At 63.0% G+C, this 23178-nt stretch carries 21 protein-coding genes; 15 read left to right on the top strand and 6 right to left on the bottom strand.

From position 1 onward, the window contains the following. Window positions 1-137: 137 nt before the first annotated feature. The 4 genes from BLS26_RS15805 (at window position 138) to BLS26_RS15790 (ending at window position 4176) form a co-directional block, all read left to right on the top strand. Complete coding sequence (locus BLS26_RS15805; protein ID WP_092512580.1) at window positions 138-1061, top strand: LysR family transcriptional regulator; 924 nt, start codon at window positions 138-140, stop codon at window positions 1059-1061. 75 nt (window positions 1062-1136) lie between these two features. Then, window positions 1137-2243 (top strand): hypothetical protein, encoded by a 1107-nt coding sequence (locus tag BLS26_RS15800; protein ID WP_092512578.1) that lies wholly within the window; start codon window positions 1137-1139, stop codon window positions 2241-2243. 112 nt (window positions 2244-2355) lie between these two features. Further along, window positions 2356-3360, top strand: a complete 1005-nt coding sequence (locus BLS26_RS15795) for an N-acetylmuramoyl-L-alanine amidase (RefSeq protein WP_244541952.1) — start codon at window positions 2356-2358, stop codon at window positions 3358-3360. Between the two features lie 18 nt (window positions 3361-3378). After that, a complete protein-coding gene (locus BLS26_RS15790) occupies window positions 3379-4176 on the top strand; it encodes a M15 family metallopeptidase (RefSeq protein WP_244541951.1) in 798 nt (265 codons plus the stop codon). A 14-nt stretch (window positions 4177-4190) separates the two neighbouring features. Here the strand turns inward: BLS26_RS15790 and BLS26_RS15785 are convergent, their stop codons facing one another. Next, complete coding sequence (locus BLS26_RS15785; RefSeq protein WP_172804612.1) at window positions 4191-5072, bottom strand: NAD(P)-dependent oxidoreductase; 882 nt, start codon at window positions 5070-5072, stop codon at window positions 4191-4193. Between the two features lie 335 nt (window positions 5073-5407). Here BLS26_RS15785 and BLS26_RS15780 point away from each other — a divergent pair, with 335 nt between their 5' ends. The 5 genes from BLS26_RS15780 to BLS26_RS15760 all read left to right on the top strand — a co-directional run bounded on the left by BLS26_RS15780 (window position 5408) and on the right by BLS26_RS15760 (window position 10079). Then, the gene (locus tag BLS26_RS15780; protein ID WP_157676466.1) at window positions 5408-5623 is read left to right on the top strand and encodes a hypothetical protein; all 216 of its coding nucleotides are present in this window, start codon (window positions 5408-5410) and stop codon (window positions 5621-5623) included. Between the two features lie 128 nt (window positions 5624-5751). Beyond that, window positions 5752-7380, top strand: coding sequence for a B12-binding domain-containing radical SAM protein (locus BLS26_RS15775; protein WP_092512573.1), 1629 nt, complete (start codon window positions 5752-5754; stop codon window positions 7378-7380). Window positions 7381-7558: 178 nt separating this feature from the next. After that, window positions 7559-8632 carry an alkene reductase gene (locus BLS26_RS15770; protein WP_092512570.1) on the top strand — a complete coding sequence of 358 codons (1074 nt, stop codon included), beginning with the start codon at window positions 7559-7561 and terminating at the stop codon, window positions 8630-8632. A gap of 133 nt (window positions 8633-8765) precedes the next feature. Beyond that, complete coding sequence (locus BLS26_RS15765) at window positions 8766-9164, top strand: DoxX family protein (RefSeq protein ID WP_092512568.1); 399 nt, start codon at window positions 8766-8768, stop codon at window positions 9162-9164. A gap of 42 nt (window positions 9165-9206) precedes the next feature. After that, window positions 9207-10079, top strand: coding sequence for a pirin family protein (locus BLS26_RS15760; protein ID WP_092512566.1), 873 nt, complete (start codon window positions 9207-9209; stop codon window positions 10077-10079). A gap of 72 nt (window positions 10080-10151) precedes the next feature. On the opposite strand, the gene BLS26_RS35750 is transcribed toward BLS26_RS15760, so the two are convergent. Further along, a complete protein-coding gene (locus tag BLS26_RS35750) occupies window positions 10152-10370 on the bottom strand; it encodes a hypothetical protein (RefSeq protein ID WP_157676465.1) in 219 nt (72 codons plus the stop codon). A 135-nt stretch (window positions 10371-10505) separates the two neighbouring features. Here BLS26_RS35750 and BLS26_RS15750 point away from each other — a divergent pair, with 135 nt between their 5' ends. Continuing rightward, window positions 10506-11465 carry a LysR family transcriptional regulator gene (locus BLS26_RS15750; RefSeq protein WP_092512562.1) on the top strand — a complete coding sequence of 320 codons (960 nt, stop codon included), beginning with the start codon at window positions 10506-10508 and terminating at the stop codon, window positions 11463-11465. 66 nt (window positions 11466-11531) lie between these two features. On the opposite strand, the gene BLS26_RS15745 is transcribed toward BLS26_RS15750, so the two are convergent. Then, a complete protein-coding gene (locus BLS26_RS15745; RefSeq protein WP_092512560.1) occupies window positions 11532-11921 on the bottom strand; it encodes an autotransporter outer membrane beta-barrel domain-containing protein in 390 nt (129 codons plus the stop codon). 76 nt (window positions 11922-11997) lie between these two features. Next, the gene (locus tag BLS26_RS15740) at window positions 11998-12345 is read right to left on the bottom strand and encodes a response regulator (protein WP_371360830.1); all 348 of its coding nucleotides are present in this window, start codon (window positions 12343-12345) and stop codon (window positions 11998-12000) included. A gap of 501 nt (window positions 12346-12846) precedes the next feature. Here BLS26_RS15740 and BLS26_RS15735 point away from each other — a divergent pair. Further along, window positions 12847-13551 (top strand): Crp/Fnr family transcriptional regulator, encoded by a 705-nt coding sequence (locus tag BLS26_RS15735; RefSeq protein WP_197681340.1) that lies wholly within the window; start codon window positions 12847-12849, stop codon window positions 13549-13551. Window positions 13552-14389: 838 nt separating this feature from the next. On the opposite strand, the gene BLS26_RS15730 is transcribed toward BLS26_RS15735, so the two are convergent. Beyond that, a complete protein-coding gene (locus BLS26_RS15730) occupies window positions 14390-15265 on the bottom strand; it encodes a sulfurtransferase (protein WP_092512556.1) in 876 nt (291 codons plus the stop codon). 267 nt (window positions 15266-15532) lie between these two features. On the opposite strand from BLS26_RS15730, the gene ispG reads away from it, so the two are divergent. The 4 genes from ispG to BLS26_RS15710 all read left to right on the top strand — a co-directional run bounded on the left by ispG (window position 15533) and on the right by BLS26_RS15710 (window position 21288). Further along, window positions 15533-16819: a flavodoxin-dependent (E)-4-hydroxy-3-methylbut-2-enyl-diphosphate synthase gene (gene ispG, locus BLS26_RS15725; RefSeq protein WP_092512554.1), complete on the top strand. Its 1287-nt coding sequence runs from the start codon at window positions 15533-15535 to the stop codon at window positions 16817-16819. 227 nt (window positions 16820-17046) lie between these two features. Continuing rightward, window positions 17047-17928 (top strand): TauD/TfdA family dioxygenase, encoded by an 882-nt coding sequence (locus BLS26_RS15720; RefSeq protein ID WP_092512552.1) that lies wholly within the window; start codon window positions 17047-17049, stop codon window positions 17926-17928. Between the two features lie 74 nt (window positions 17929-18002). After that, a complete protein-coding gene (locus BLS26_RS15715; RefSeq protein WP_092512550.1) occupies window positions 18003-19340 on the top strand; it encodes a Rieske 2Fe-2S domain-containing protein in 1338 nt (445 codons plus the stop codon). A gap of 157 nt (window positions 19341-19497) precedes the next feature. Further along, window positions 19498-21288: a peptide ABC transporter substrate-binding protein gene (locus tag BLS26_RS15710; protein WP_092512548.1), complete on the top strand. Its 1791-nt coding sequence runs from the start codon at window positions 19498-19500 to the stop codon at window positions 21286-21288. 222 nt (window positions 21289-21510) lie between these two features. Here the strand turns inward: BLS26_RS15710 and BLS26_RS15705 are convergent, their stop codons facing one another. Continuing rightward, window positions 21511-23118 (bottom strand): Na+/H+ antiporter, encoded by a 1608-nt coding sequence (locus BLS26_RS15705; protein ID WP_092512546.1) that lies wholly within the window; start codon window positions 23116-23118, stop codon window positions 21511-21513. Window positions 23119-23178: the final 60 nt, after the last annotated feature.

Genomic DNA, 23178 nt, shown 5'->3' with positions numbered 1-23178 from the left:
TCGCGTCGAGAAAACGCGTCAAATCAAAAATCTAGAGCCCCGTTCCGATTCCATCGGAACGGAAAAGGCTCTAGTGCATCCATGAAAACGACAGCGCTGCTGTCTCGACGCGACGTGCGGCTACGGTAGGTTTGCCCATGAACCTGCGCTCGATCGACCTCAATCTACTCGTTCTGTTTGACGCGCTGATCGAGGTGCGGAGCGTTCGCCGTGCCGGCGAACGGATTGGCCTCAGCCAGTCCGCCACCAGCCACGCGCTTGATCGTCTGCGCAAGCTGCTCGGCGACGAGTTGCTGGTGCGGACCGCTTCCGGCATGGAGCCGACGCCGCGAGCGCTGAGCCTCGCGGGCCCTGTTCGGCTGGCGCTGCAGGATATTCAGACCGCACTGGCCCCCGACCGTTTCGAGCCGGCCGAGGCCGAGATCGGCCTCACCATCGCGGTCGAAACCCACGAGACGATTGTGGTGCTGCCGCTGCTGGTCGAGGAGATCCGCCGCGAAGCGCCCGGCATCGTGCTCACCGTCAGATCCGGATCGGTCGAGGACATCCTGAACGGTGTCGATCAGGGGCGGGTCGATGTCGCGATCGGTCTGTTCAATGGACTTCCGGATCGGTTCATGACGTCCCGACTGCTTTCCGACGTGCACGCCTGCGTGATGCGCGCCGACCATCCGCTCGCGCGTTCCCCGCTGACCCTCGAGCGCTACCTCGAGGCTCCCCACCTCCTGATCAGCATGAGCGGCGGCACCACCAATGCCGTAGACAATGCCCTCGCCGAACAAGGGCTGCGCAGGCATATTGCGATGCAGATGCCACACGGCCTGGCGGCGGTGATGGCCCTGACGCGGTCGGATATGGTGACGTCAGTCACGCGTGGCGTCGCGCGCGTCTTCGCCGCGACGGCGCCGGCCGTTGTCATGGACCTGCCTTTCCCGGTTCCCCCGTCCACGTTCCGCCTGGTGTGGCATCGGCGTTTCCAGGCCGATCCCGCGCGCATGTGGCTGCGCCGAAAGCTGGTTGCGATCGCGGCCGCCATTGAAGCCGCAAAAGACGATGGGTAAGTGCGTCTCCACGCGTTACGCTGACGATCGCGTTACGTGATATCAGGCTGAAGCCTGAGCGTTTGGGGGACTGCCATGAGGATCAGAAGTCATTGCGTTGCGCCGGCGGCCCTCGCGCTCGGGCTTTGCTTCGTGGTCGCCATCAGCGCCTTCGGCCTGATCTCTCCGGCGGTGGCGCAGGCGGCGCTGACGAAACAGCAGTCGGATGCGCTCGATAGCTACAATGCGGCGGTCAAAAATTTCGAGGCGATTCTCGCCCAGCGCCGCGCGCAGATCGCTGCGAAGCAACTGCCGAACCTGCCGGGGCAGGCGCTCTACCTCGCCCGCAACGTCATGATGGGCGCGCGCAAGGATCTCACCGACGTGCTGCCGTCCAAGATCGGCCGGCCCAACAAGCTCGGAATTCCGCCGGCCTATTTCGATGCCGACAGCGAGCCGTTGATCGACGAGTACAAGAAATTGTTCGAGATCATGCAGGCGCCGCCGGCCAATGCGCAAGGCTCGGCGACGCCGTTCAAGGACGTGGTCGACCTCGGCACCGCGATCGCGCGCGCCAAGGGACTTGATGCGGCAACGGTCGATCTGGCCGGCCGCATCAGCCTCGGGATGTTCTTTGCCGAGACCAACGGCAACCAGAATATCGGCAATGCGCGCTCCAATACCTACAAGGGCAGTTTTCAGACCGGCCCCGCTGAAGACAGCAACGGCCGCAAGAAATGGGCCGCGATCAAGCCGCAGGTTGCCGCGCTCGATCCGGCGCTGATCGGCCGTGACGACAAGGAAGAGGCGCGCGCCGGTAATCTGGATCACCGTTACAACCACTGGACCGCGGTGCGCGACGGCCTGATGAACGCACATGCCGAACTGTTCGGCCAGATCCCGGCGATCGTGAAAACGCTGCCCGATCCGGTCGACCAGATGAAGCTGTTCGAGCTGATCCAGATCGTGCCGGCGCCCACGAAGTCCGCGCTGAGGTCAGGCAACCTGCTCGGCTATCGCGTCTCCGATCCGACCATCATGAAATACCTGCGCAACAACAGCATGTTCGCCTACGGCCAGGCCGACCGGGCGCGCACTTCCGCCACCTACCGCGAAATCCTCGATGCGATGTGGCTGTTCAACGAGAAATTCGAACGGGCGCTGGCGCTCTTCAACGAAATCAAGGCCAAGCCGAAGGGCTAATGCCGGACGGCAACCAATTTCCGTGAGCTCGCCGCCGATAATCACTGTTAAAAATCCTCTGGTGCCGCCATGCTGACCGTGCGGACAGGGAATCACTCCGGGAAATCAGGAATTGCCGTCGGTCGCGCGAAAATCAGCCGGGGTAGACGTTGGCGGCAGAGCGCGCCGTTGCGCCATCGCTGCGGCGACGCTTCTGCTGCTGCCGATCGAGGCGAGCCATGCCGGCTGGCTTTCGGACATCTTCAAGGGCTCGAAGTCCGACAAACCGCCAAAACATTCCGTCGCGCCAAAGCACGCCGCGGAGCCGAAACACGCCGCGCCGGCGAAACCAGCGGCCGCATCAAAGCCGCGCGCTGAAAAGCCTGCCGCCGCGAAGCCGGCCGCCACAAATCCTGCTGCCTCGAAACTTGTCGTAACACGATGCGACCCGCAAAAATTCCGCATCGTCGTCGACGTCGGCCACACCGCCGAATCGGAAGGCGCCGTCAGCGCCCGCAACACTGCTGAGTTCGTCTACAACCTGCGTCTGGCGAAGGTGGTCGACCAGAAACTGAAGGCCGCCGGCTTTGCCGAGACCAGGCTGCTCGTCACCGAGGGCAAGGCCCGGCGCAGCCTCGTCAGGCGCGTCGACACAGCGAACAATTGGCCGGCTCAGCTGTTCCTGTCGATCCATCATGACTCCGTGCCCGACAAGTTGCTCGAGAACTGGGAGTTCGAAGGCAAGAAGAGTCACTTCAGCGACCGCTTCAGCGGCTATTCGGTTTTCGTCTCCAAGGCCAACGCGGATTACGGCACCAGTCTCGCTTTCGCCGAATTGCTGGCGAAGGAAATGAAAGCCCAGGGCCTGGAATATGCCCGGCAGTTTACGCTGCCGATCATGGGCAAGAACCAGCATCCGCTCCTGAACAAGGAAACCGGCGTCTACAGCTACGACAAACTGATCGTGCTGAAATCGACCCGGATGCCCGCCGTCCTGCTGGAGGCCGGCTCGATCATCAACCGGGATGAAGAACTCAGGATGGACTCTGCCGAACGCCGCAACGTCATCGGCAGCGGCGTCACCACGGCCGTCAGGGAATTCTGCGATTCCCGATGGGCCATCCTCGGTCCGCTCTGACGGTGCGGCGCAAACACGATGCCACACAAAGAGCGCCGCAACATGCTGATCCGGATCTGCCTTGCCTTGGCCGTGTTGCTGCTGCCGGCTGCGGCTCGGGCAGGTTCCTTGCCGAAGGGTCTCGTCTATCTGCGTGACGCAGACCCGACCATCGTTCAGGACATTCGCTATGCCGGCTCGCACAATTTTGTCGGCCGGCCGATCAAGGGTTACCTCGCCGCCGAATGCATTTTGAGCGAGGCCGCCGCAAAGGCGCTGAAGGCCATGCAGGGCAAGCTGGCTGCGAAAGGTCTTTCGCTGATCGTCTGGGATTGCTATCGGCCGAAGCGGGCCGTCGATGACTTCCTGCGGTGGAGCAGGGACCCGGCCCGTACCGAGATGAAGGCCGAGTTCTATCCGCGCACCGACAAGCAAAGCCTGTTCGCGCTCGGCTATCTCGCCGTCCGCTCGGCGCATTCGCGCGGCAGTACCGTGGATCTTGGCATCGTCCCTTCCTCGTTTTCCACGCCGCCGACTCCGGCTGCGCTTCCGCCGCTCAAGCCGTGTACCGCGCCCAAGGGCGAAAGATTCGAGGACGGCACGATCGATTTCGGCACCGGCTACGATTGCCTCGACGTGCTCGGCTCGACGTCAAACCCTCGCGTCGGTGCGGTGGCGTCAGCTAACCGCCAGATGCTGAAAGCCGCCATGCGGGACGCCGGCTTTCGTTCGTATTTCAGGGAGTGGTGGCACTTCGAGTTGGCCAACGAACCGTTCAACAACGGGTTCGACTTCGAGATCACGGCTTCGCCGTTGAGCGAAAAGCCGGCTCGCTAGGCCGAAGTGCCGCGTCAGTCGCTCGCTTCGTCGTTCGCTTTCAGCACTTCGAACACGGCGGCGGTGTCCTGCTGGCCCAGTCCCATCGCCATCGCCTTTGTGTAAACCGGCTGCGTCAGTGTGAACAGCGGCGTTTCGCAGCCGAGCTCGTCGGCGAATTCGGCGATGATCGCCATGTCCTTTTTCCAGGTCGAGATCCGCATCGTCGCCGGTTCATAGCTGCGGCTGGCCATCATCGGCGCCCGCATCTGAAACATCCGCGACCCGCCGGCGCCAGGTGCTACCATCTCGATGACCTGGTTCAGATCGAGGCCGGCGCGTTCGGCCAGGAGCATCGCTTCGGCGGAAGCCACGTTGTGGATCGCGACCAGATGGTTGGCGACGAATTTCATCCGGCTGCCGTTGCCGTAGTCGCCGAGATCGGCGCTCTGCTTGGCGAAGTCTGCAAACAGGTCGGCGCAACGCGCGATCGCGGCCTTGTCGCCGCTCGCATAGACGACGAGATCGCGCACCGCGGCCTGCGCGCCGGTGCCGCTGAGCGGACAGTCGAGCGCGATATGGCCCGCGGGCGCGAGAATGGCCTTGAAGCGCAGCTTGTCGGCGATGGTGAACGTGCTGGTCTCGATGACGATGCGCGTTGGCAGGCCGGCCGCGGCAATTTCGGTCGCGACAGCGTTGGCGGCATCGGCGTTAGGCAGGCTCGTGATGATCATCGAGACGCCGGAAGCAACGGCACGCGCGCCATCGGCGATGGTCACGCCGGCTTGAGCAAGCGTATTGCGGCGCGACGGATCGGTGTCGAATCCAACAACGTTCCAGCCGCGTTCGACCAGGTTGCGGGCCATCGCGCCGCCCATGATGCCGAGGCCAATGATGCCCACTTTCCGATCTGTCACGTTACCTCCGCGCTTGCTGCCACCCCAGAACGGAGCCACACCGTATCGGTTGGAGTGGGTCAAGCGAAAAGATACAGCCCCGGTGAATCAGGCCGCCGAGCCGGTCGCCATGCGCGCCAGCTGCGGCGTCGGGTCGCGGCCGGCATTCGCCGCTACGAATTCGAAACGCCGCGCACAAAAAAGCCGAAATTGAAGTTCAGCCTGAGATTGTGCGGTCCGTTTTGGCACGCAGCATTTGAGCAGAAGCTTAAGCGATCTTCCAGCGTGTCGATCACGGCCATCCGTCGATGGCCGGCGGTTGTCTTCGGATTTTTTCTGAAACATTGGAGATGGTCATGGCAGTTCCTCCCCGTCCGGCAGGCCCCACCGATCTCAACGAACTCCTGCATTTCAATCCGCATATCATTGCCGATCCGGTGCCGTGGTGGTGGCTCCAGCACCTCGACAAGGACGCGCTCTCCAAACTCGCGAAAATTTCGATGCAGCGGCAGCAGGAAGTGCTGGCCGCCCAGACCAAGGCGCTCGACGCGGCCATGAAGACCATCGGCTGACCGGCGCTGTTGCGCGCGCGGGAGCCCGGTTCTGATTCAATCAGAGCCGGGTGCGCTCTCGGGCGCGCGATGTGCGGGGTTTGAAGCTTCTTGTTTAAGCATTGCGTTCTCGCATCGGAGAACACGTCATGCGTGCTGTTGAGCCAAGTGCGCCCGGCGACGTCACGCTCGTCCCGGCGGTCCCGACCGTTGTGCTGATCGGCTTCCAGTCGATGGGTAATCTCGGCCTCGGTTACCTCGCCGCCAGTTTGCGGCAATCCGGTTTCGACGTCCGCGTGTTCGATATCGAATTGCCCGAAGCCGAATTGGTATCGGCGGTGCGCGCCGCGCAGCCGATGCTGGTCGGCTTCTCGCTGATCTTCCAGTTCTACATCCGCCGTTATGCGTCGCTGATGGACGCGCTGCGGCGGGAGGGCATCGACGCCCACTTCACCATGGGCGGGCATTATCCGACGCTGAGCCCGCAGCAGACGCTGGCGGCGGCGCCCGAACTCGACAGCCTCGTGCGCTATGAGGGCGAGGTCACGCTGGTGGAGATCGTGCGCGCGCTGCAGTCGGGCAGCGACTGGCGCAAGCTCGACGGCGTGGTGTGGCGGCAGGACGAGGAGATCGTCGTCAACCCGCCGCGCGCGCTGATCCATGACCTCGACAGCCTGCCCTATCCGGAGCGCGACTTCCGGCCGATGCGCGTGCTCGGCCGCAACATCATGCCGCTGCTCGCCAGCCGCGGCTGCGCGCGCACCTGCTCGTTCTGCTCGATCCACACCTTCTACCGCTCGGCGCCGGGCAAGGTGGTGCGGATTCGCAAGGCCGTCGAAGTGGTGCGCGAAATGCGGATGCTGCACGACCGCGACGGCGTCACGGTGTTCCTGTTCCAGGACGACGACTTTCCGCTGTTCGGCAAGAAATGGCGGGCCTGGGCCGGCGAGTTCGTCGATGAACTGCACAAGGCAGGTCTTCCCGGCCATGTGATCTGGAAGATCAACTGCCGCGCCGACGCCGTCGACGCCGAACTGATGGCGCGAATGCGCGATGCCGGCCTCTACCTCGTCTATATGGGGCTGGAATCCGGCACCGAGGAAGGGCTGCGCACTCTGCACAAGGAAATCAGCGTCGAGCAGAACCTCGCGGCGGTGCGGCTGTTGAAATCGCTCGGCATCCGCTTCGAGTTCGGCTTCATGCTGCTCGATCCCTCCAGCACCTTCGCCTCGGTGCGCGCCAATGTCGGTTTCCTGCGCGAGATCGTCGGCGACGGCAGCGCCTCGGCGCAGTTCTGCAAGATGCTTCCCTATGACGGCACGCCGATCAAGGATGGATTGGAAGCATCAGGCCGGCTCAAGGGCGACGTCTGCACACCGGATTATGATTTTCTCGATCCCGACCTCGACCGCTTTTATGCGGCACTGGCCGAGATCATCGACGTCACCGGCTGGATCCACGGCCACGAGGCGCTGACGCCGCAACTGAACTGGGCCTGGACCGAAGCCGCCCTGATCGGCCGGCTCTATCCGGCGCTGCCGGATCTCGCCGCCTATCAGGCGCAACTCGTGCGCATCACCGCGGACAGCAACGAACTGCTGTTCTCCACCGTCGAGCGGGTGGCCGACGTCTACCAGCACGGGTCAGGTCAATTGCCGCAGCCGGCGTTGCTGCGCCGACGCTGCGAGATGACGCTGGACGTGCTGCTCGAGCACCGCAACGCCTTCATGCTGCGCCATCAAGGCCTGCTGCTCCGCGCGCTGGAAGCGGCGGAGTAGATGGCGTCAATATCGGTGCCGGTTCGACGATGCGCCATTTCCCCGAACTGGCACGGTGAATCCACCGGCGTTGTATCTGACGGGCCGATGGATCCCATCTGAATAAGCCGGGTTATCCGGCGACGCTGCACTTCCTAGTTTTTCCTCGGGATCACCCAAAGCCCTGTCGAGGAAAACAATGGAACAATCATTCACACCCGTCCGTGTCGGACGCCACACGCTGTCGAACCGTCTGGTCATGGCCCCGATGACCCGTAGCCGCGCCAAGCCCGATGGCACGCCGGGAGAACTGGCCGCCGAATATTATTCCCAACGCGCCGGCGTCGGGCTGATCGTCACCGAAGGCACGCAACCTTCCGATGACGGCCAGGGCTACCTTGCGACGCCCGGCATCTACAGCCCTGCGCATGTCGCAGGCTGGAAGAAGGTGTCCACCGCCGTGCATAACCGAGGCGGCCATATCTTCATCCAGCTCATGCACGCCGGGCGTATGTCGCACCCCGACAATACGCCACATCATCGCCAGGCCGTCGCCCCCTCCGCAATCGAGCCGGGGGCACAGATGTTCACCGCCACAGGAATGAAGGACATTCCCGCGCCGCGCGCGCTGGCAACCGAGGAAGTGCGCCGGACCGTCGCCGACTTCCGCCATGCGGCGCGCGCCGCCATCGAGGCCGGCGCCGACGGCGTCGAGATTCACGGCGCGAATTCCTATCTCATCCAGCAGTTCTTCGCTCCGAGCGCCAACGCGCGCAGCGATGAATATGGCGGCTCGATCACGAACCGCGCCCGTTTTGCCATCGAAGTCACCACGGCGATTGCCGGGGAAATCGGCGCGGACCGGACGGCCATCCGCCTGTCCCCCGGCCTGACCATGAACGGGATCGACGAAGGCGCGGAAGGCCCGGACCTCTATCGCTATCTGGTCGCCGAACTCGGCAAACTCGGCCTTGCCTACCTTCACGTCCTGCATGCCGGCGACGAGCAACTGGTAGGCGACATCCGCGCGCTGTGGAAGCAACCGCTGATCGTGAACCGTCCCGGCCGTCCGCGCGACCGGATCGGCGCTGACCTGGCGTCGGGGTTGGCCGATCTGGAAGCCTACGGGCAGTTGGTTCTTGCCAATCCGGATTTCGTCACACGGGTGAAGACCGGTGCGCCGCTCAACGAGGCGGATCGCCCCAGCTTCTTTGGCGGCGCCGCCCAGGGCTACACCGACTATCCCGCGCTGGAGGCGGCCACGGCGGCGTAGCTCGCCCGCCAAACCGGCGGTGCCGACATATCGGATACGCCGATGGATATCATCTAAATAAATCGGCTGTTGCCATGACAGCCGGCCTCCTAGGTTATCCTCACTTTCAACCTCACACCCAACGGAGACCAACATGAGTGCAGTTTCTATCCCATCATCCCGTCCCTCCCGTCGTATCGGCGCCTGGGCATTGCAGGGCATCATCGCGGCGGCGTTTCTGGCCGCCGGCGCCGCCAAGCTGGCCGGCGTTCCCTTCATGGTCGACCTGTTCGAGCAGGTCGGACTCGGTCAGTGGTTTCGCGTCGTGACCGGCGTGGTCGAAGTGGTCGGCGCCGTCGCGCTGCTGGTTCCGGGCCTCGCTTCGCTCGGCGCGTTGTGGCTCGGCGGCACCATGGTCGGCGCCGTCGCAACCCACGTGTTCGTCCTGCACACCAGTCCGGTCCCGGCGATCGTGCTCGGCGTCCTCAACGCGCTGGTCGTCTACCTGCGCCGCGATGAACTCGCTGCCTTGCTTCACCGGGTCAAGGGCTGAGCTTTGCAGCTCAGAGCTCATCAAACCTTTGGGAGAACGAAAATGAAGACCGATGCAGTGTTCACGCGTCCGAACCGCGCTGAAGAAACTCCCCGGCAGATTGCCTTGCGCTCGCGTGGACACTCGCATGGGGGCCTTACCCGGCTGGTCAGTCCGGGCGACATTGGTGAACGGATCAAGCCGTTCGTGTTTCTCGACTACTTCGACGCTGATCCGGCGGCGGCGCCCAAATTCGGCTTTCATCCCCATTCGGGAATTGCAACGCTGACCGTCATTCTGGCCGGGCAGGCCTTCTACAAGGAGACCACCGGCCGCGAAGGCGTGATCGAGACCGGCGGTGTTGAATGGATGCGCGCCAGCAGCGGTGTTTGGCACACCGGTGGAATGTTCGGCACCGAACGGATCAAGGGCTTTCAGCTCTGGGTCGCGATGCCGCCCGAGCTCGAGCTTGCTGAACCCGAAAGCCAGTATCTCGGCGCTTCCGACTTCCATTTTGCCGGTCCCGCGCGGGTTATCGCCGGCGAATACGACGGTGTGAAAAGCATTGTCGCCTCGCCGCAAGGCATCACCTACCTCGATGTGCGGCTCAAGGCCGGAGAGCGCTGGACCTTCCGCCCGAGCAAGGGGCACGACGTCGCCTGGATCGCGTTGCACCAGGGGATCGTGACAACGCCGGAGCAGGTATCGATGAGCGAAGTCGCCGTATTCGAGGAGGCCGATCAGGCGATCGAGTTCGAAGCGCTCACAGATGCCGGCTTCATCCTCGGCTCGGCGGTCAAGCACCCTTACGACCTCGTGACCGGGCACTACTCCGTGCATACCAACGTGGATTCGCTGCGCATTGGCGAGAGCAACATCGCGGATATCGGCCGGCGGCTGCACAACCAGGGAGTCCTGGCCCGCGCAAGAGGCTGAGGCAAGAAGCTGGGGATCGCAGCGATCAGCCCGGTTGAAGACTTAAACGAATGGAGCAAACCAATGTTTGGATCAGATGGAGTTCAGCTCTTTCAACGAATGGCCATAGGCCGGCCGTGGACGTCCGATCGACGCCTGCCGCTCCGATCGGAACATTTCCCGGTCGAGGCAAAAGGCCGCGAGATTGTCACCCAGCAAGGCCTCACGATCGCGGTCGCCAGTGACCCCGCGATGAGCGAGGAGATCGTCCGGCGCCTGAACAACAGCGATCGGAGCGACCAGGAGGATCAATGGGCGCTCTGACCGGCGCGCGAGGCCGCCGGAAAGTGCTCACGATGCCATGGGGCGACCGCAATGGTTGATATGACCGCCGATCGGGCAGTAGCATCCGGCGTTTAGTATCGGTCTGGTCGATAGGTAGGTTCCATGCTCGACGCGGTCTCTCTCGATCAATTGCGCACGTTCATCGCCGCGGTCGATGAAGGAAGCTTTTCCGCCGCTTCCCGCAAGCTGTTGCGCGCACAGTCCGTTGTGAGCGAAGCCATCAGCAAGCTCGAGGAACAGATCGGCGTGCAGTTGTTCGACCGCGCCGGCCGCTACCCCAAACTCACCGCGGCGGGATCGGCTATTCTGGGCGATGCGCGCAGCATCATCGCCGGGGTCGACCTGCTTAAGGCCCGGGCGAAGGGCATGTCTGATGGTCTGGAGCCGGAATTGTCTGTCGTGATCGACGTCTTCTATCCGATCGACGCGATCACCCAGGTGGCCAAGGAGTTTCGGCGCAACTACCCGGGCGTGGCGCTTCGCATCTATGTCGAGGCGCTCGGTGGAGCCATTCAGCCCGTGCTTGACGGCCGCTGCAGCATCGGCGTGATCGGATCGCTCCCGGTGATTCCGGATACGCTGGCCTATGAGCGGTTGCCCGGCATTGCGTTTCTGATGGTGGCTGCCCGCGATCATGCGCTGGCTTCCTACCGCGGCAAGATCCCCAAGGAGGCGCTCGCCAAACATACCCAGATCGTTCTCACCGATAGATCAGAGCTGTCTTCGGGACGCGAATTCGGCGTCATGTCGTCTTCGACCTGGCGGCTCGCCGACCTGTTCGCCAAGCATCATTTTTTGCTCAAGGGTCTGGGGTGGGGCGGCATGCCGCTGCACGCCGTGCGCAAGGATCTGGAAGAGGGGCGCCTTGCCGTGCTGCCGATCGAGGACGTGCCTCCGGATGGTCTGATGCTGCCGATGTCGGCGGTGTGGCAGACCAAGTCACCGCCTGGACCCGCCGGCCGATGGTTTGTCGATCGCCTGAAGCAGTTTCCGGTGGATACGGGCAAGGTGCCGAAACCGCCGGTCAGCAGAAAGAACGCGAAACGGTCTGCGAAAACCTAGCCGGAGCCAGGCTGACGGTTTGGAATGCAAGCCCTGGAACGCATCATGTGGACCGACAGCCCGGCATTACCAGGCGTATCGCACCACGCCCTTGCCGGCATACGAACGCGTCACGCTGGAAAACTCACCCTCGAACGTCGCTGCAGTGGACCAGCCGCTGACCCACTTCATTTCGGCCGCGCCGGTCACGAGTGCAGCGTCGGGCGCGCGAGCCGCGCCGTTGACGACGAATGAGGCCCCCGGCAGTGTCTGGAAGGTGGCGCCGATCGTACGGTCCGGGTTGAAGTCGTGCGCCCACGCGGCGCGGCCGCGCAGCGTGAAAATGCCGTTCGCCATCGCGAATGATTTGTCGGTGCGAAGGCCGAACTCGCTGCGGGTATCGGTCACGCTCTTGGCGTTGTAGGCCAGCGCAAAAACGTTGCTGCCGACGACCGCCTGCTCGGCATGGGTCGGCAATTCGAAAGTCGTGAACTGTCAGTTCCGAAAGTGCCACCCGGAAGTCGTTCAACGCCGATCCGGAAAGTGCCCGCCGCTATGGCCGCATCAGCTCCTTTAGCGCGTCGGTCAGGTTTGCAACGGCGTATGGCTTGTGCAGGAATCGCGCCCCCACCGGAAGGTCATCCTCCCGCAGTCTGAGCTGACCGGAAGTGGCCATGATCCCGATCGACGGCCAACGGGTCTTGATCAGATGGGCGAGCTGAATTCCGTCGATGGAACCGGGCATTTCAACATCGGTGAAAACCGTCCGGATATCGCTTCGCTTTTCGAGTAGCGAAATGGCCTCGATGCCGGTTCCGGCTTCGACAACGTCAAAGCCCGCCGCCTCGACGATCGCGACGGCGGTCCACCGGAGTAAAACCTCGTCCTCGACGATGAGCACGATTGGTCGGCTGCACCCGTGTTGCTGCATTATTCCGGGTCTCGCTGAAATGCCGAAGGTTGCGCTTGAAGACCCGCATCCTCGCGCGGGTGCGCCTCACCCAATTCCTGTGTCGGGTAACGAACAAAGGCGGTGCTTAGGTCCAAATAGGCGATACGGCGCTTTGTTCCGGGAAATCGACAAAACCGGCTTATTTTACCGGGAAGCCGGTTGCCGCGGCGTTGGCCGTGAATGTGGCGACAGCGAAAACGATCTGACGCTAAGTTTGATTTCGTACATATTGAACGGTCTGACCTCATAAAACAGACAGAGCCGCCGGAATAAGCTACACAGTGCGAGGATCCGAACGAATTGATCGAACTCCGGTCAAAGACGGATACCGGACCGACAAGGGTTTGTGCCGATCCTAGTATCAGGCAGTCCCGCGGAGCGCGCTCGGAGCACGCATCCATCCAACTGCGGTAACGAGGCCCGTCCGATCGGGCTGGAAAGCCGCATCAATTGCACGCACTTTCGACCAATCCGCTGGACAACAAGCTGCTTGCTTCTTTGCCGCGCAAGGATTTCGACGCGCTGAAGCCGCATCTGGCAGCGGTTTCCGTGGTGCAGGGCGACATCGTTTACGAAGCGGGCGCCGAGGTCGACTACGTTTACTTCCCCCATGGCGGCATGTTTTCGTTGCTCGCGGTGATGCGGGACGGCAAGGCCATCGAAACGGCGACGGTGGGACGCGAAGGTGTGGTCGGAGCAATGGCCGGACTCGGCCTGTATAAATCGCTGGTTCGTGTGATGGTGCAGTTGCCGCTTCACGCCAGTAAAATCGCGGCGGTCCAGTTCAGGCGAGCCGTTTTGGCCAGCGACGCGCTTCGCGATATCTGTGTCCGCTACAACGAGGTGATGCTGACGCAAGCGCGCATCACGGCCGCCTGCAATGCGCTGCATCAGATCGAAGAGCGTTTCTGCCGCTGGTTGCTGCAATCGGCCGACCGCGCTGCGAGCGATACCATTGCATTGACGCAGGAACTGCTGTCCGAAATGCTCGGCGTCCGCAGGACGTCCGTCACCGACGTTGCGCGCAAGATGCAGGATAAGGGTGTCATCACCTACAGCCGCGGCGTCATCACCATTCTGGACCGCGAGGCGCTCGAACGGCTTTCCTGCGAGTGCTACCAAAACCTGATCGAGCAGGAAGCGACCCTGACCTAGAGCGTTTTCGAGCGAAGCATGCCCTCGGACTTGATCCGTGGGTAGACGTCGGCTCGCGTGAAGAAAACGCGTCAGGACATGAGACTGGAGCCTATCCCGGCGGCTTCAGGCTGATATCGGTCCAGGCTACCGCGGCCGGTGAGAGCAGGGGAGTCGCGAGCATCCGCCTTGTCTCGACATGTCCGCACTTCCTGCACTCGAACGTTCGATCTTCGAATCCCTCGGCCACGTCAGTGACTGCGGTACTCACCATCCGCATCTGGCACCCGGGACAGCGCGGGCGATGCGTTGGCAAAAGCTCGGGATCGGGCTTGTTGGCTGACATGGCCTTCTACTCGGACGGGGCTAACCACGCGTTCATGGCAGATGCCGCTTCAAGCTGCCTGATCTTTTCCAACAGGCTGCTTTTTCGAAGACCGTCGGGAAGGTCCGCAGCCTCTGCCTTCAAACGTGCTGCGCGGGCTGCAAGTTGTTCATCAAGCGTATGCGGTACGGATCGCTGTCGCTTCATCACAGGAACTCACGGTGAATCAGCCGTGGATTGCAAGCGATAGATCATAGGGCTCCAGTATTTCAACGTCTGTCCGGTAACGGACGCCCGAGATCAATTACGCGGCTTAGGCGCATCCGGTCTTCCCTGCGCCCTCTGATTTCGAGGGCAAGGTTTCCAGCAAAACTCCGGGCGCATCGCGCCGCGAGAACATGAGCGCATGTCTCACAACGTCATTGCGAGGAGCGAAGCGACGAAGCAATCCATCTCGCCGCGTAAAGAAAGAATGGATTGCTTCGCTTCGCTCGCAATGACGTTGAGGGATTGCGGCGTACTGGACAGCCCGAACTAATCCGTCTCGATCGGCAGCGACGTATCCTTGGCCCATTCGCCCATCGAGCCGTCATAGAGCGTGAGGTTTTGATAACCGAGCCGATGCAGCAGAAACAGATCGATCGTGGCCGAGATGCCGCCGCCGCAATAGGCGACCACGCGCTTGTCCCTGGTGATGCCTTGCGCCTTGAATTTTGTCTCGGCGTCCGCCAGCGGCACGAACGCCTTGGTCGTGGGATCGAGCAGCGTCGCGGCCGAGACGTTGCAACTGCCGGGCACGCGGCCGGGCCGGCCGTAGCGGCTCGGCTCCAGGCCCCTGTGGAATTGCGGGCCGAGCGCGTTGACGACCACGGTGTTGCGCGCGGTGGTGGCCTCAAGCGTCTGCTGTTTGTCGACGAAGAATCCCGGCTTCGGTTTCGCGATGAAGGTCGCGGGCGTGTATCCCTTCGCGGGCCCGGTCTCGAGCGCGCGGCCCTCGAGTTTCCATTTGTCGAGGCCGCCGTCGAGCACGGCTGTGTTTTCAAAGCCGAGCGAGGTCAGCATCCACCAGAACCGCGTCGCCCACATCGGCGTGCCGATGCTGTACAGCACCACCTCGCTGTCGGCGGAAATGCCGTGGCGGCCGAACGCGGCCGAGAGCTGCGCGACATCGGGCATCATGAAGCGAAGCTCGGTCCCCTCATCGGAGAACTCGCCTTGCAGGTCGAGAAAATCGGCGCCCGGAATATGCCCGGCCTCGAAGGTTTTCAATCCGGGCACGGCCAGATACGGCACGCTGCTGCCTTCGGGCGCCGGGTCGAGCGTGGTCGTGCAGTCGAACAGCCGCAGGTTCGGCTGGCCGAGGACGGAATCGAGTTCCGCCGTGCTGATCAGCCCGTTACGCCCCGACATGCCTGTCCTCCCTTATATTTTGGCCGATGCTACGGCGTGGCCCCCACGATGAAAAGGCAGCAGCCAGTCGCAAGCTGCCCTTCCAATCCGGCGATTCCTGTCCAATATAGCGGTCAAGGGATGGCGCCGCCGGTGGCGGCGCCTTCGACCGTCATGGCCGGGTTAAGTCATTGAATAAACAGAGTAAAACTTCAATCCGTGCGACGGTGGGCGCTGACCCTGCCGTTCCCTTGGTGAATGTCACCAAAACCTGATATTCGAGGCCCCATGAACAAGCCCGAAAAACTGCCGCAAGACGACGTCGCCGGCCCGCGCGCCCGGCATCAAACCACCCAGGTCATGGTCGGCAATGTCGCCGTCGGCGGCGGTGCTCCGATCGTCGTGCAGTCGATGACCAACACCGACACCGCCGATATCGACGGCACCATCGCGCAGGTCGCAGCGTTGTCGCGCGCCGGCTCGGAAATGGTGCGCATCACGGTCGATCGCGAGGAAGCGGCGGCTGCCGTTCCTCACATCCGCGACGGCCTGCGCAAACAGGGCATCACCACGCCCTTGATCGGCGATTTCCATTACATCGGCCACAAGCTGCTCGCCGACTATCCGGCCTGCGCCGAGGCGCTCGACAAGTACCGCATCAATCCCGGCAATGTCGGCTTCAAGAACAAGCGCGACACCCAGTTCGCCGACATCATCGAGATCGCCAACAAGAACAACAAGCCGGTCCGGATCGGCGCCAACTGGGGTTCGCTCGACCAGGAATTGCTGACCAAGCTGATGGACGAAAACGCGCTGCTGCCGCAGCCGAAGGATGTCCGCGCGGTGACGCGTGAAGCGATGGTGCAGTCGGCCCTGCTGTCGGCCGCGCGCGCGCAAGAGCTCGGCATGGCCAAGAACCGAATGATCCTGTCGGCAAAAGTCTCCGCCGTGCAGGACCTGATCGCGGTCTACCAGACGCTGGCGTCGCGATCGGATTACGCCATCCATCTCGGCCTCACCGAAGCCGGCATGGGATCGAAGGGCATCGTCGCTTCGTCGGCGGCGCTCGGCATCCTCCTGCAGGACGGCATCGGCGACACCGTCCGCATTTCGCTGACGCCAGAGCCCGGCGGCGATCGCACCGTGGAAGTTCAGGTCGCGCAGGAATTGCTGCAGACCATGGGCTTCCGCACCTTCGTGCCGCTGGTCGCGGCATGCCCCGGCTGCGGCCGCACCACCTCGACCACGTTCCAGGAACTGGCGCGCTCGATCCAGGATTTCATCCGCACCGAAATGCCGGGCTGGAAGACGCAATATCCCGGCGTCGAGGAACTCAACGTCGCGGTGATGGGCTGCATCGTCAACGGCCCCGGCGAATCCAAGCACGCCAATATCGGTATCTCCTTGCCCGGCACCGGCGAAGCCCCGGCTGCTCCCGTGTTCGTCGACGGCAAGAAGTTCCGCACCCTGCGCGGCCCCTCGATCGCCACCGACTTCAAGGCGCTGGTGATCGACTATATCGACCAGCGCTACGGCGCCGGCAGCAAGACGCCCGAGACCACGGCGGCGGAGTAACCGCTCTCCGTCGTCCCCGCCTAGTGCGCAATTGCGCACGGGCGCGGGGACCCATACCGCGTGATCTTTCGGTGATCCGCGGTGACTGAGAACATTCGCCCAACAACCGCCGCGGCGTATGGGTCCCTGCTCAAGGCCGGGACGACGAAAATAGAATTCGCGCCGGATTGCGCTTCGCTTCATCCGGGCTACGATGGCGCAAATTGACCAGCCATCGGAGGACGTCCATGAGCTCGCTGTCCAGCAAGCAGGGACCTCGCTACCGGCACGCAGCCGGCGAGACCGAGCCTTACGAGACCATCGGCGTCGAGAAGCTGACGCCGATCATCGGCGCCGAGATCTCCGGCGTCGATCTCGCAGGCTCGCTGTCCAACCGCACCATGGACGAGATCCATCGCGCGCTCGCCGAAAACCTCGTGATATTCTTCCGCGACCAGCACATCACCCCGCAGCAGCACCTCGCCTTCGGCCGCCAGTTCGGTGACCTGCATATTCACCCGGCAGCACCGCATGAAGGCGACGATCCGGCCTTGATGAAGATCTATGCCGACAAGGATAGTCCGCGCGCCAATGGCGAGGGCTGGCACACCGACGTGTCCTGCGACGAGGAGCCGCCGATGGGCTCGATCCTCTATATCAAGCAGTGCCCGCCGCGCGGCGGCGACACGCTGTTCGCCAACATGTACGCGGCCTATGAGGCGCTGTCGGACCGCATGAAGGCCTATCTCGACGGGCTCACGGCGCTGCATGATGGCGAGCAGACCTATCGCGGGCTGTACGCCAATTACGGCGTCGCCGACCGGCCGCAATATCCGCGCGCCAAACATCCTGTCGTGCGCACCCACCCGGTGACCGGCAAGAAGGCGCTCTATGTCAACCGCGGCTTCACCCGATTCCTGATCGGCGTTCCCCGCGACGAGAGCGACGCCATGCTGGCCTATCTCTACCAGCATGCGGAAAATCCGCTGTTCCAGTGCCGCTTCCGCTGGACCGAAAACGCCATCGCGTTCTGGGACAACCGCTGCGCCCAGCACCGCGCGATGTGGGACTACTGGCCGCATACCCGTTCCGGCACGCGGGTGACGGTCAAGGGCGAACGGCCGGTGTAAGCCTTGATGCGTTGACGGCTCGCGTGGCCTGCGCCAAGCTTGGCCAAAAGCAAAACCAACATCGGAGGAAACCCATGCTCCGCGCAGAAGACAACAAATTCCTGACCGAGAGCGGCGCCGGGACCGGAATGGGCGAATTGCTGCGGCGGTTCTGGCTGCCGGTGCTGCTATCGGCGGAATTGCCGGAGGCCGACGGGACGCCCAAGAAGATCGTGGTCATGGGCGAGGAACTGCTTGCCTTCCGTGACAGCCGTGGCGTGGTCGGGGTCATCGACCAGTATTGCCCGCACCGCGGCGCCAATCTCTGGCTCGGCCGCAACGAGGAATGCGGCATCCGCTGCGTCTATCACGGCTGGAAATTCGACACCGACGGCCGCTGCGTCGACATGCCGACCTCGTATCCCGACCTCAACGCCAAGGACCTGATCCGCATCAAGTCCTATCCGGTGCGCGAATGGGGCGACATGATCTGGGCCTATATGGGCCCGGCCGAGCAGGTCCCGGAATTGCCCGCGCTGGAGATGGCGCTGGTGCCGGCCTCGCACCGCTACGTCACCAAGAAATGGCAGGACTGCAACTGGGTGCAGGCGGCGGAAGGTTCGATCGACACCGCGCATTTCACCTTCGCGCATCTGAGCTTCGAAAAAGACGAAAACGAAATCCTCGACATCAAGAAGCATTTCGTCAATCCGCTCACACGTGTTGCCACCGACCATATGCGCTGGATCGCGGAAGACCCGCGCCCGGTGATCAAGATCAGTCCGCACGAGGCCGGCCTGACGGTTGCCGGAGGGCGGCTGACCGGCACCGACAACATCTACTGGCGCATCGCCCAGTTCCTGATGCCGGTGCACGCCTATGCGCCGAGCTCGATGCCCGGCGAGAATATCTTCGGCCAGAGCTTCGTGCCGGTCACCGACACCAGTTGCTGGATCTACACCTATGCCTGGAATCCCGAGCGCCCGCTGACGCAGGCCGAGCGCGACGGTTACGATCGCGGCAATGGCGTGATGTCGGAGGTCGACGAGAACTACATGCCGCTGCGCAACAGGGCGAACGATTACCTGATCGACCGCAAACTGCAGAAGACGAGCAGCTACACCGGCATCAAGGGTGTGTCCGAACAGGACGCCGCCGTGCAGGACAGCCAGGGCCGGATCGCCGACCGCACCCGCGAGCATCTTGGGCCGACCGATCTGGGGATCCTGCACTTCCGCAAACTGGTGATGGACGCCGCCCGCGCGCTGCAGAAGGGCGAAGTGCCTTCACATCTCGCGCATCAGGACCGCTACACGGTGCGCTCCGGCGCCTGCGTCACCAGCAAGGCCAAGGATCTCAATGCCGTGATGGTCGAACGCTTCGGCGATCCCGCCGGCTATGTCGGCCGGCCGCGCACCGCGGCGGCGGAGTAGGGCAACCGCGCGGTCGATTGGAAGCCATTGGGCCTTCGTCGAAGGCCGGCTCGGAATCTGCTTTGACAGAAATGGTCCAGGCTGATCCAATTTCCTCCTGCTCCAGGCTTCAGCATTGGAGCGGTGAAGTTCAGCAGTGCGACCGTGGAGTCGAGCGATGAACGAGCAGGAACTTCGAAACCTGATCGCGGACGTCAAGTCCGGACGCCTGTCGCGCCGCCAATTTGTACAGGGCATGATTGCGGTCGGCATCACCGCGCCGATGGCCGGCATGATGTTGAGCCAGTCGGGCGTTGCCATGGCGGAAACGGCGATTTCCTACAAGCCGACCAAAGCCGGCGGTGGCGGCGCGCTGAAGCTGCTGTATTGGCAGGCGGTGACCTTGCTCAACCCGCATTTCGCCGTCGGCACCAAGGACCAGGAGGGTTCCCGGATATTCTACGAACCGCTGGCGGGATGGGACGGTGAGGGCAATCTGGTTCCGTTCCTGGCCGCCGAGATTCCGAGCAAGGAAAATGATGGCCTTGCCGAGGACGGCCTCTCGGTTGTCTGGAAGTTGAAACGTGGCGTCAAATGGCATGACGGGATGCCCTTCACGGCGGACGACGTCGTTTTCAACTGGGAATATGCCCGCACGCCCGAGACCGCGGCGGTCTCGATCGCCAACTACAAGGATATCAAGGTCGAGAAGATCGACGATTTCACGGTTCGCGTAACCTTTGCAAAGCCGACGCCGTTCTGGGCCGATGCCTTTGTCGGCAACTACGGCATGATTATCCCGAAGCACCTGTTTGCGGATTACATTGGCGGCAAGTCACGCGACGCGCCGACCAACACCAAGCCCGTAGGCACCGGCCCTTATCTTTTCGTCGATTTCAAGCCGGGTGACACTGTCCGTGCCAAGCGCAATCCCGACTACCACGTCGCCAACCGCCCGCATTTCGATACGCTGGAAGTCAAGGGCGGCGGCGACGCGGTATCGGCCGCGCGCGCGGTACTGCAGACCGGCGAATATGACTATGCGTGGAACATGCAGGTGGAAGACGAAATTCTGCTCAAGCTGGAAGGCGTCGGCAAGGGCAGGGTGAACATCATGTCGAGTGGCAATGTCGAGTTCATGATGCTCAACGCAACCGATCCCGCGGTCGATATCGATGGCGAGCGCGCAAGCCTCAAGACCAGGCATCCGCTGTTCAGCGACCCGGCGGTGCGCCAGGCCATCAACCTCCTGATCGATCGTGCCTCGATCGAGAAATTCATTTATGGCCGCACCGCTGTCGCCACCGCAAACTTCATCAATAACCCGGAGCGTTTTCGGTCGAAAAATACCAAATTCGAATTCAATATCGAGAAGGCCAACAAGCTTCTCGAAGCCGCCGGCTGGAAGAAGAGCGCGGATGGCATTCGCGCCAAGGACGGCAAATCGCTGAAGTTCGTGTTCCAGACCTCCATCAATGCGCCACGGCAGAAAACCCAGGTCATCGTCAAGCAGGCGTGCCAGAAGGCGGGCATCGACGTCGAGCTGAAGTCGGTGGTGGGATCGGTGTTTTTCTCCTCCGACACCGCCAACCCCGACACCTACCCGCATTTCTATTGCGACGCGCAGATGTACAATACCACCATGCCGCAACCCGATCCGCAATTCTTCATGAACCAGTGCGTGTCGTGGCAGGTGGCAACCAGGGAAAACAAGTGGCAGGGGCGCAATATCTGCCGCTGGATTAACAAGCAATATGACGAGATCTACAAGCAGGCCGAACGGGAGCTCGATGCGGTGAAGCGGGTGGCGATGTTCATCAAGCTCAACGACCTGGTTGTCGGCGACAATTACATCCTGCCCCTCGTCGGCCGGACGAGGGCCGCGGCCCTGAGCGGCAATTTGACCGCGCATTTCTCTGGTTGGGACAACGACCTGTGGCAATTGGCAAACTGGTATCGGGAGACGTGACAAATCCGCATGACGCGTCCGAACTGAAAAGCGCAGGAGAGGAGCGAACCTCGCGGCCCGAGTTGAACGCGGCGGCGGAGTAGGGCTCTATCCGTCATTGCGAGCCAACGGGTCGCGCGAATGCCTGCCCGATGACAGGCTTCCGCCGTCGCTCGTTGAGCTACGGCGGACAGGTCGTCGCTTGCGCCTCGCAATGACGACGTGTGAGGCGTCCCGCGAGCACTACAACGGTATCCTTCGATACTCCCGATTGCTCAAACTCGCTTCCTCCAGATCGAGGTCGCGCTCGATTCGCCGTCGCGTTTCGTCGGTGATCTTGCCGTCGCGCAGCAACGCGTGGATGAATTTTCGCTCCGCCGCGATCAGCTCCCGCGTCAGCGCGGTGCCTTCCGCGGAGACGTCGTGCTTGTCGGGATCGAGCGTGTCCGGCAACTGATCGGCGCGGATCTCGTGCCGGGCGCGCAACAGCTTGACGACCTCGTCCGACAATTCGCGGTCGTCGGTGATGGCGTCGAGCGATTTGAGTGCTGCATCAAGCGCCTCGCGCCGCGCCGCGATCTCGGACTCATGTTCGGCGACATGCTCGTTGTGGCCGGCGTCGGCGACGCCGAGCCATCGCACCAGCGGTGGCAGGCCGATTCCGGTTCCGACCAGCGTGATCAGGATGACGCTGAAGGTGACGAACAGGATCAGGTCGCGATAGGGAAACAGATCGCCGTTCGCCAGCGTATAGGGCAGCGCCAGCGCGGCCGCCAGCGACACCGCGCCGCGCACGCCGGTGAACGCGATCACGAACACCGTGCGCCAGGATGGATAAGGATCGCGTTCGCGCAGCCGCTTGCTGAAGACGCGCGGCAGATAGGTCGCGGGATAGACCCAGGCAAAGCGCGCGATCACGACGATGACCACGACCAGCCCGACCGCAAACAGGATGTCTTGGAGCGGAAATCCCTTCGACTTCTCCAGCAGCGAGCGCATCTGAAAGCCGGTCAGCAGGAACAGCAGGCCCTCGATCAGGAAGATCATCAGGTCCCAGAAGAAGATGCCCTGCAGGCGCGTCGCGGCCGAAATCAGCAGCGGTCCGTTCCAGCTGATGTAGAGACCGCAGGCCACGGTGGCGATCACGCCGGAGCCGCCGAAATGTTCGGGGATCCAGTAGGCGAGATAGGGTGTGATCAGCGACAGCGTGATCTCGACCTGCGGATCCCGCGCGCGATGCCGGGCGCGCAGGCTAATCCAGCCCACCGCCGCGCCAAACAGCATCTCGCCGACCACGATGACCGCAAACGTGCCGGTCGCCTGCGGCAGCGAGAACAGCCCGGTCGAGATCGCCACGACCGCGAACCGATAGAGGATCAGCGCGGTGGCGTCGTTGGCGAGCCCTTCGCCCTCGAGCACGGTGAGGATGCGGCGCGGCAGCCCGAGCTTGCGCGCAATCGCCAGCGGCGCCACCACGTCGGGCGGCGCGACAATGGCGCCGAGCAGGAAACCGACACCCCAGGGCAGCCCGATCAGATAATGCGTGGCGGCGGCGACCGCGAAGGCGGTGAAGATCACGCAGCCGACCGACAGCAGGATGATGACGCGCAGGTTGAACCTGAACTCGCGCCAGCTCATGGCGACGCTGGCCGAATAGATCAGCGGCGGCAGCACCACCAGCAGCACCAGTTCGGGCGGCAATTCCAGCGACGGCATGCCCGGCACGAAGGCGAGCACGATGCCGGCCAACAGCAGCAGGATGGCCGGCGCCGCATTGATACGCCGGGCCAGCAGGGCGGTGCCCGCGAGTACGGCGAGCAGGATCAAGAAGATCTGAAACTTGGCTTCCATGGTGGTTCCCAATCGCAGGGAAACACCTGCAAGGTCAATGCCGCCGGGGGGCGGTCACGA

It is taken from the genome of Afipia sp. GAS231 (genome assembly GCF_900103365.1).
Lineage (GTDB): Bacteria > Pseudomonadota > Alphaproteobacteria > Rhizobiales > Xanthobacteraceae > Bradyrhizobium.
The sequence above is the reverse complement of the archived record's forward strand: the minus strand, read 5'-3'. Positions and strand labels throughout refer to the sequence as shown.

Excerpts from the sequence above, each read along its gene's own strand:
- BLS26_RS15805 (WP_092512580.1), top strand. The coding sequence starts at position 138 with ATGAACCTGCGCTCGATCGACCTCAATCTACTCGTTCTGTTTGACGCG.
- BLS26_RS15800 (WP_092512578.1), top strand. The coding sequence starts at position 1,137 with ATGAGGATCAGAAGTCATTGCGTTGCGCCGGCGGCCCTCGCGCTCGGG.
- BLS26_RS15790 (WP_244541951.1), top strand. The coding sequence starts at position 3,379 with ATGCCACACAAAGAGCGCCGCAACATGCTGATCCGGATCTGCCTTGCC.
- BLS26_RS15780 (WP_157676466.1), top strand. The coding sequence starts at position 5,408 with ATGGCAGTTCCTCCCCGTCCGGCAGGCCCCACCGATCTCAACGAACTC.
- BLS26_RS15775 (WP_092512573.1), top strand. The coding sequence starts at position 5,752 with ATGCGTGCTGTTGAGCCAAGTGCGCCCGGCGACGTCACGCTCGTCCCG.
- BLS26_RS15770 (WP_092512570.1), top strand. The coding sequence starts at position 7,559 with ATGGAACAATCATTCACACCCGTCCGTGTCGGACGCCACACGCTGTCG.
- BLS26_RS15765 (WP_092512568.1), top strand. The coding sequence starts at position 8,766 with ATGAGTGCAGTTTCTATCCCATCATCCCGTCCCTCCCGTCGTATCGGC.
- BLS26_RS15760 (WP_092512566.1), top strand. The coding sequence starts at position 9,207 with ATGAAGACCGATGCAGTGTTCACGCGTCCGAACCGCGCTGAAGAAACT.
- BLS26_RS15750 (WP_092512562.1), top strand. The coding sequence starts at position 10,506 with ATGCTCGACGCGGTCTCTCTCGATCAATTGCGCACGTTCATCGCCGCG.
- BLS26_RS15730 (WP_092512556.1), bottom strand. The coding sequence starts at position 15,265 with ATGTCGGGGCGTAACGGGCTGATCAGCACGGCGGAACTCGATTCCGTC.
- ispG (WP_092512554.1), top strand. The coding sequence starts at position 15,533 with ATGAACAAGCCCGAAAAACTGCCGCAAGACGACGTCGCCGGCCCGCGC.
- BLS26_RS15720 (WP_092512552.1), top strand. The coding sequence starts at position 17,047 with ATGAGCTCGCTGTCCAGCAAGCAGGGACCTCGCTACCGGCACGCAGCC.
- BLS26_RS15715 (WP_092512550.1), top strand. The coding sequence starts at position 18,003 with ATGCTCCGCGCAGAAGACAACAAATTCCTGACCGAGAGCGGCGCCGGG.
- BLS26_RS15710 (WP_092512548.1), top strand. The coding sequence starts at position 19,498 with ATGAACGAGCAGGAACTTCGAAACCTGATCGCGGACGTCAAGTCCGGA.
- BLS26_RS15705 (WP_092512546.1), bottom strand. The coding sequence starts at position 23,118 with ATGGAAGCCAAGTTTCAGATCTTCTTGATCCTGCTCGCCGTACTCGCG.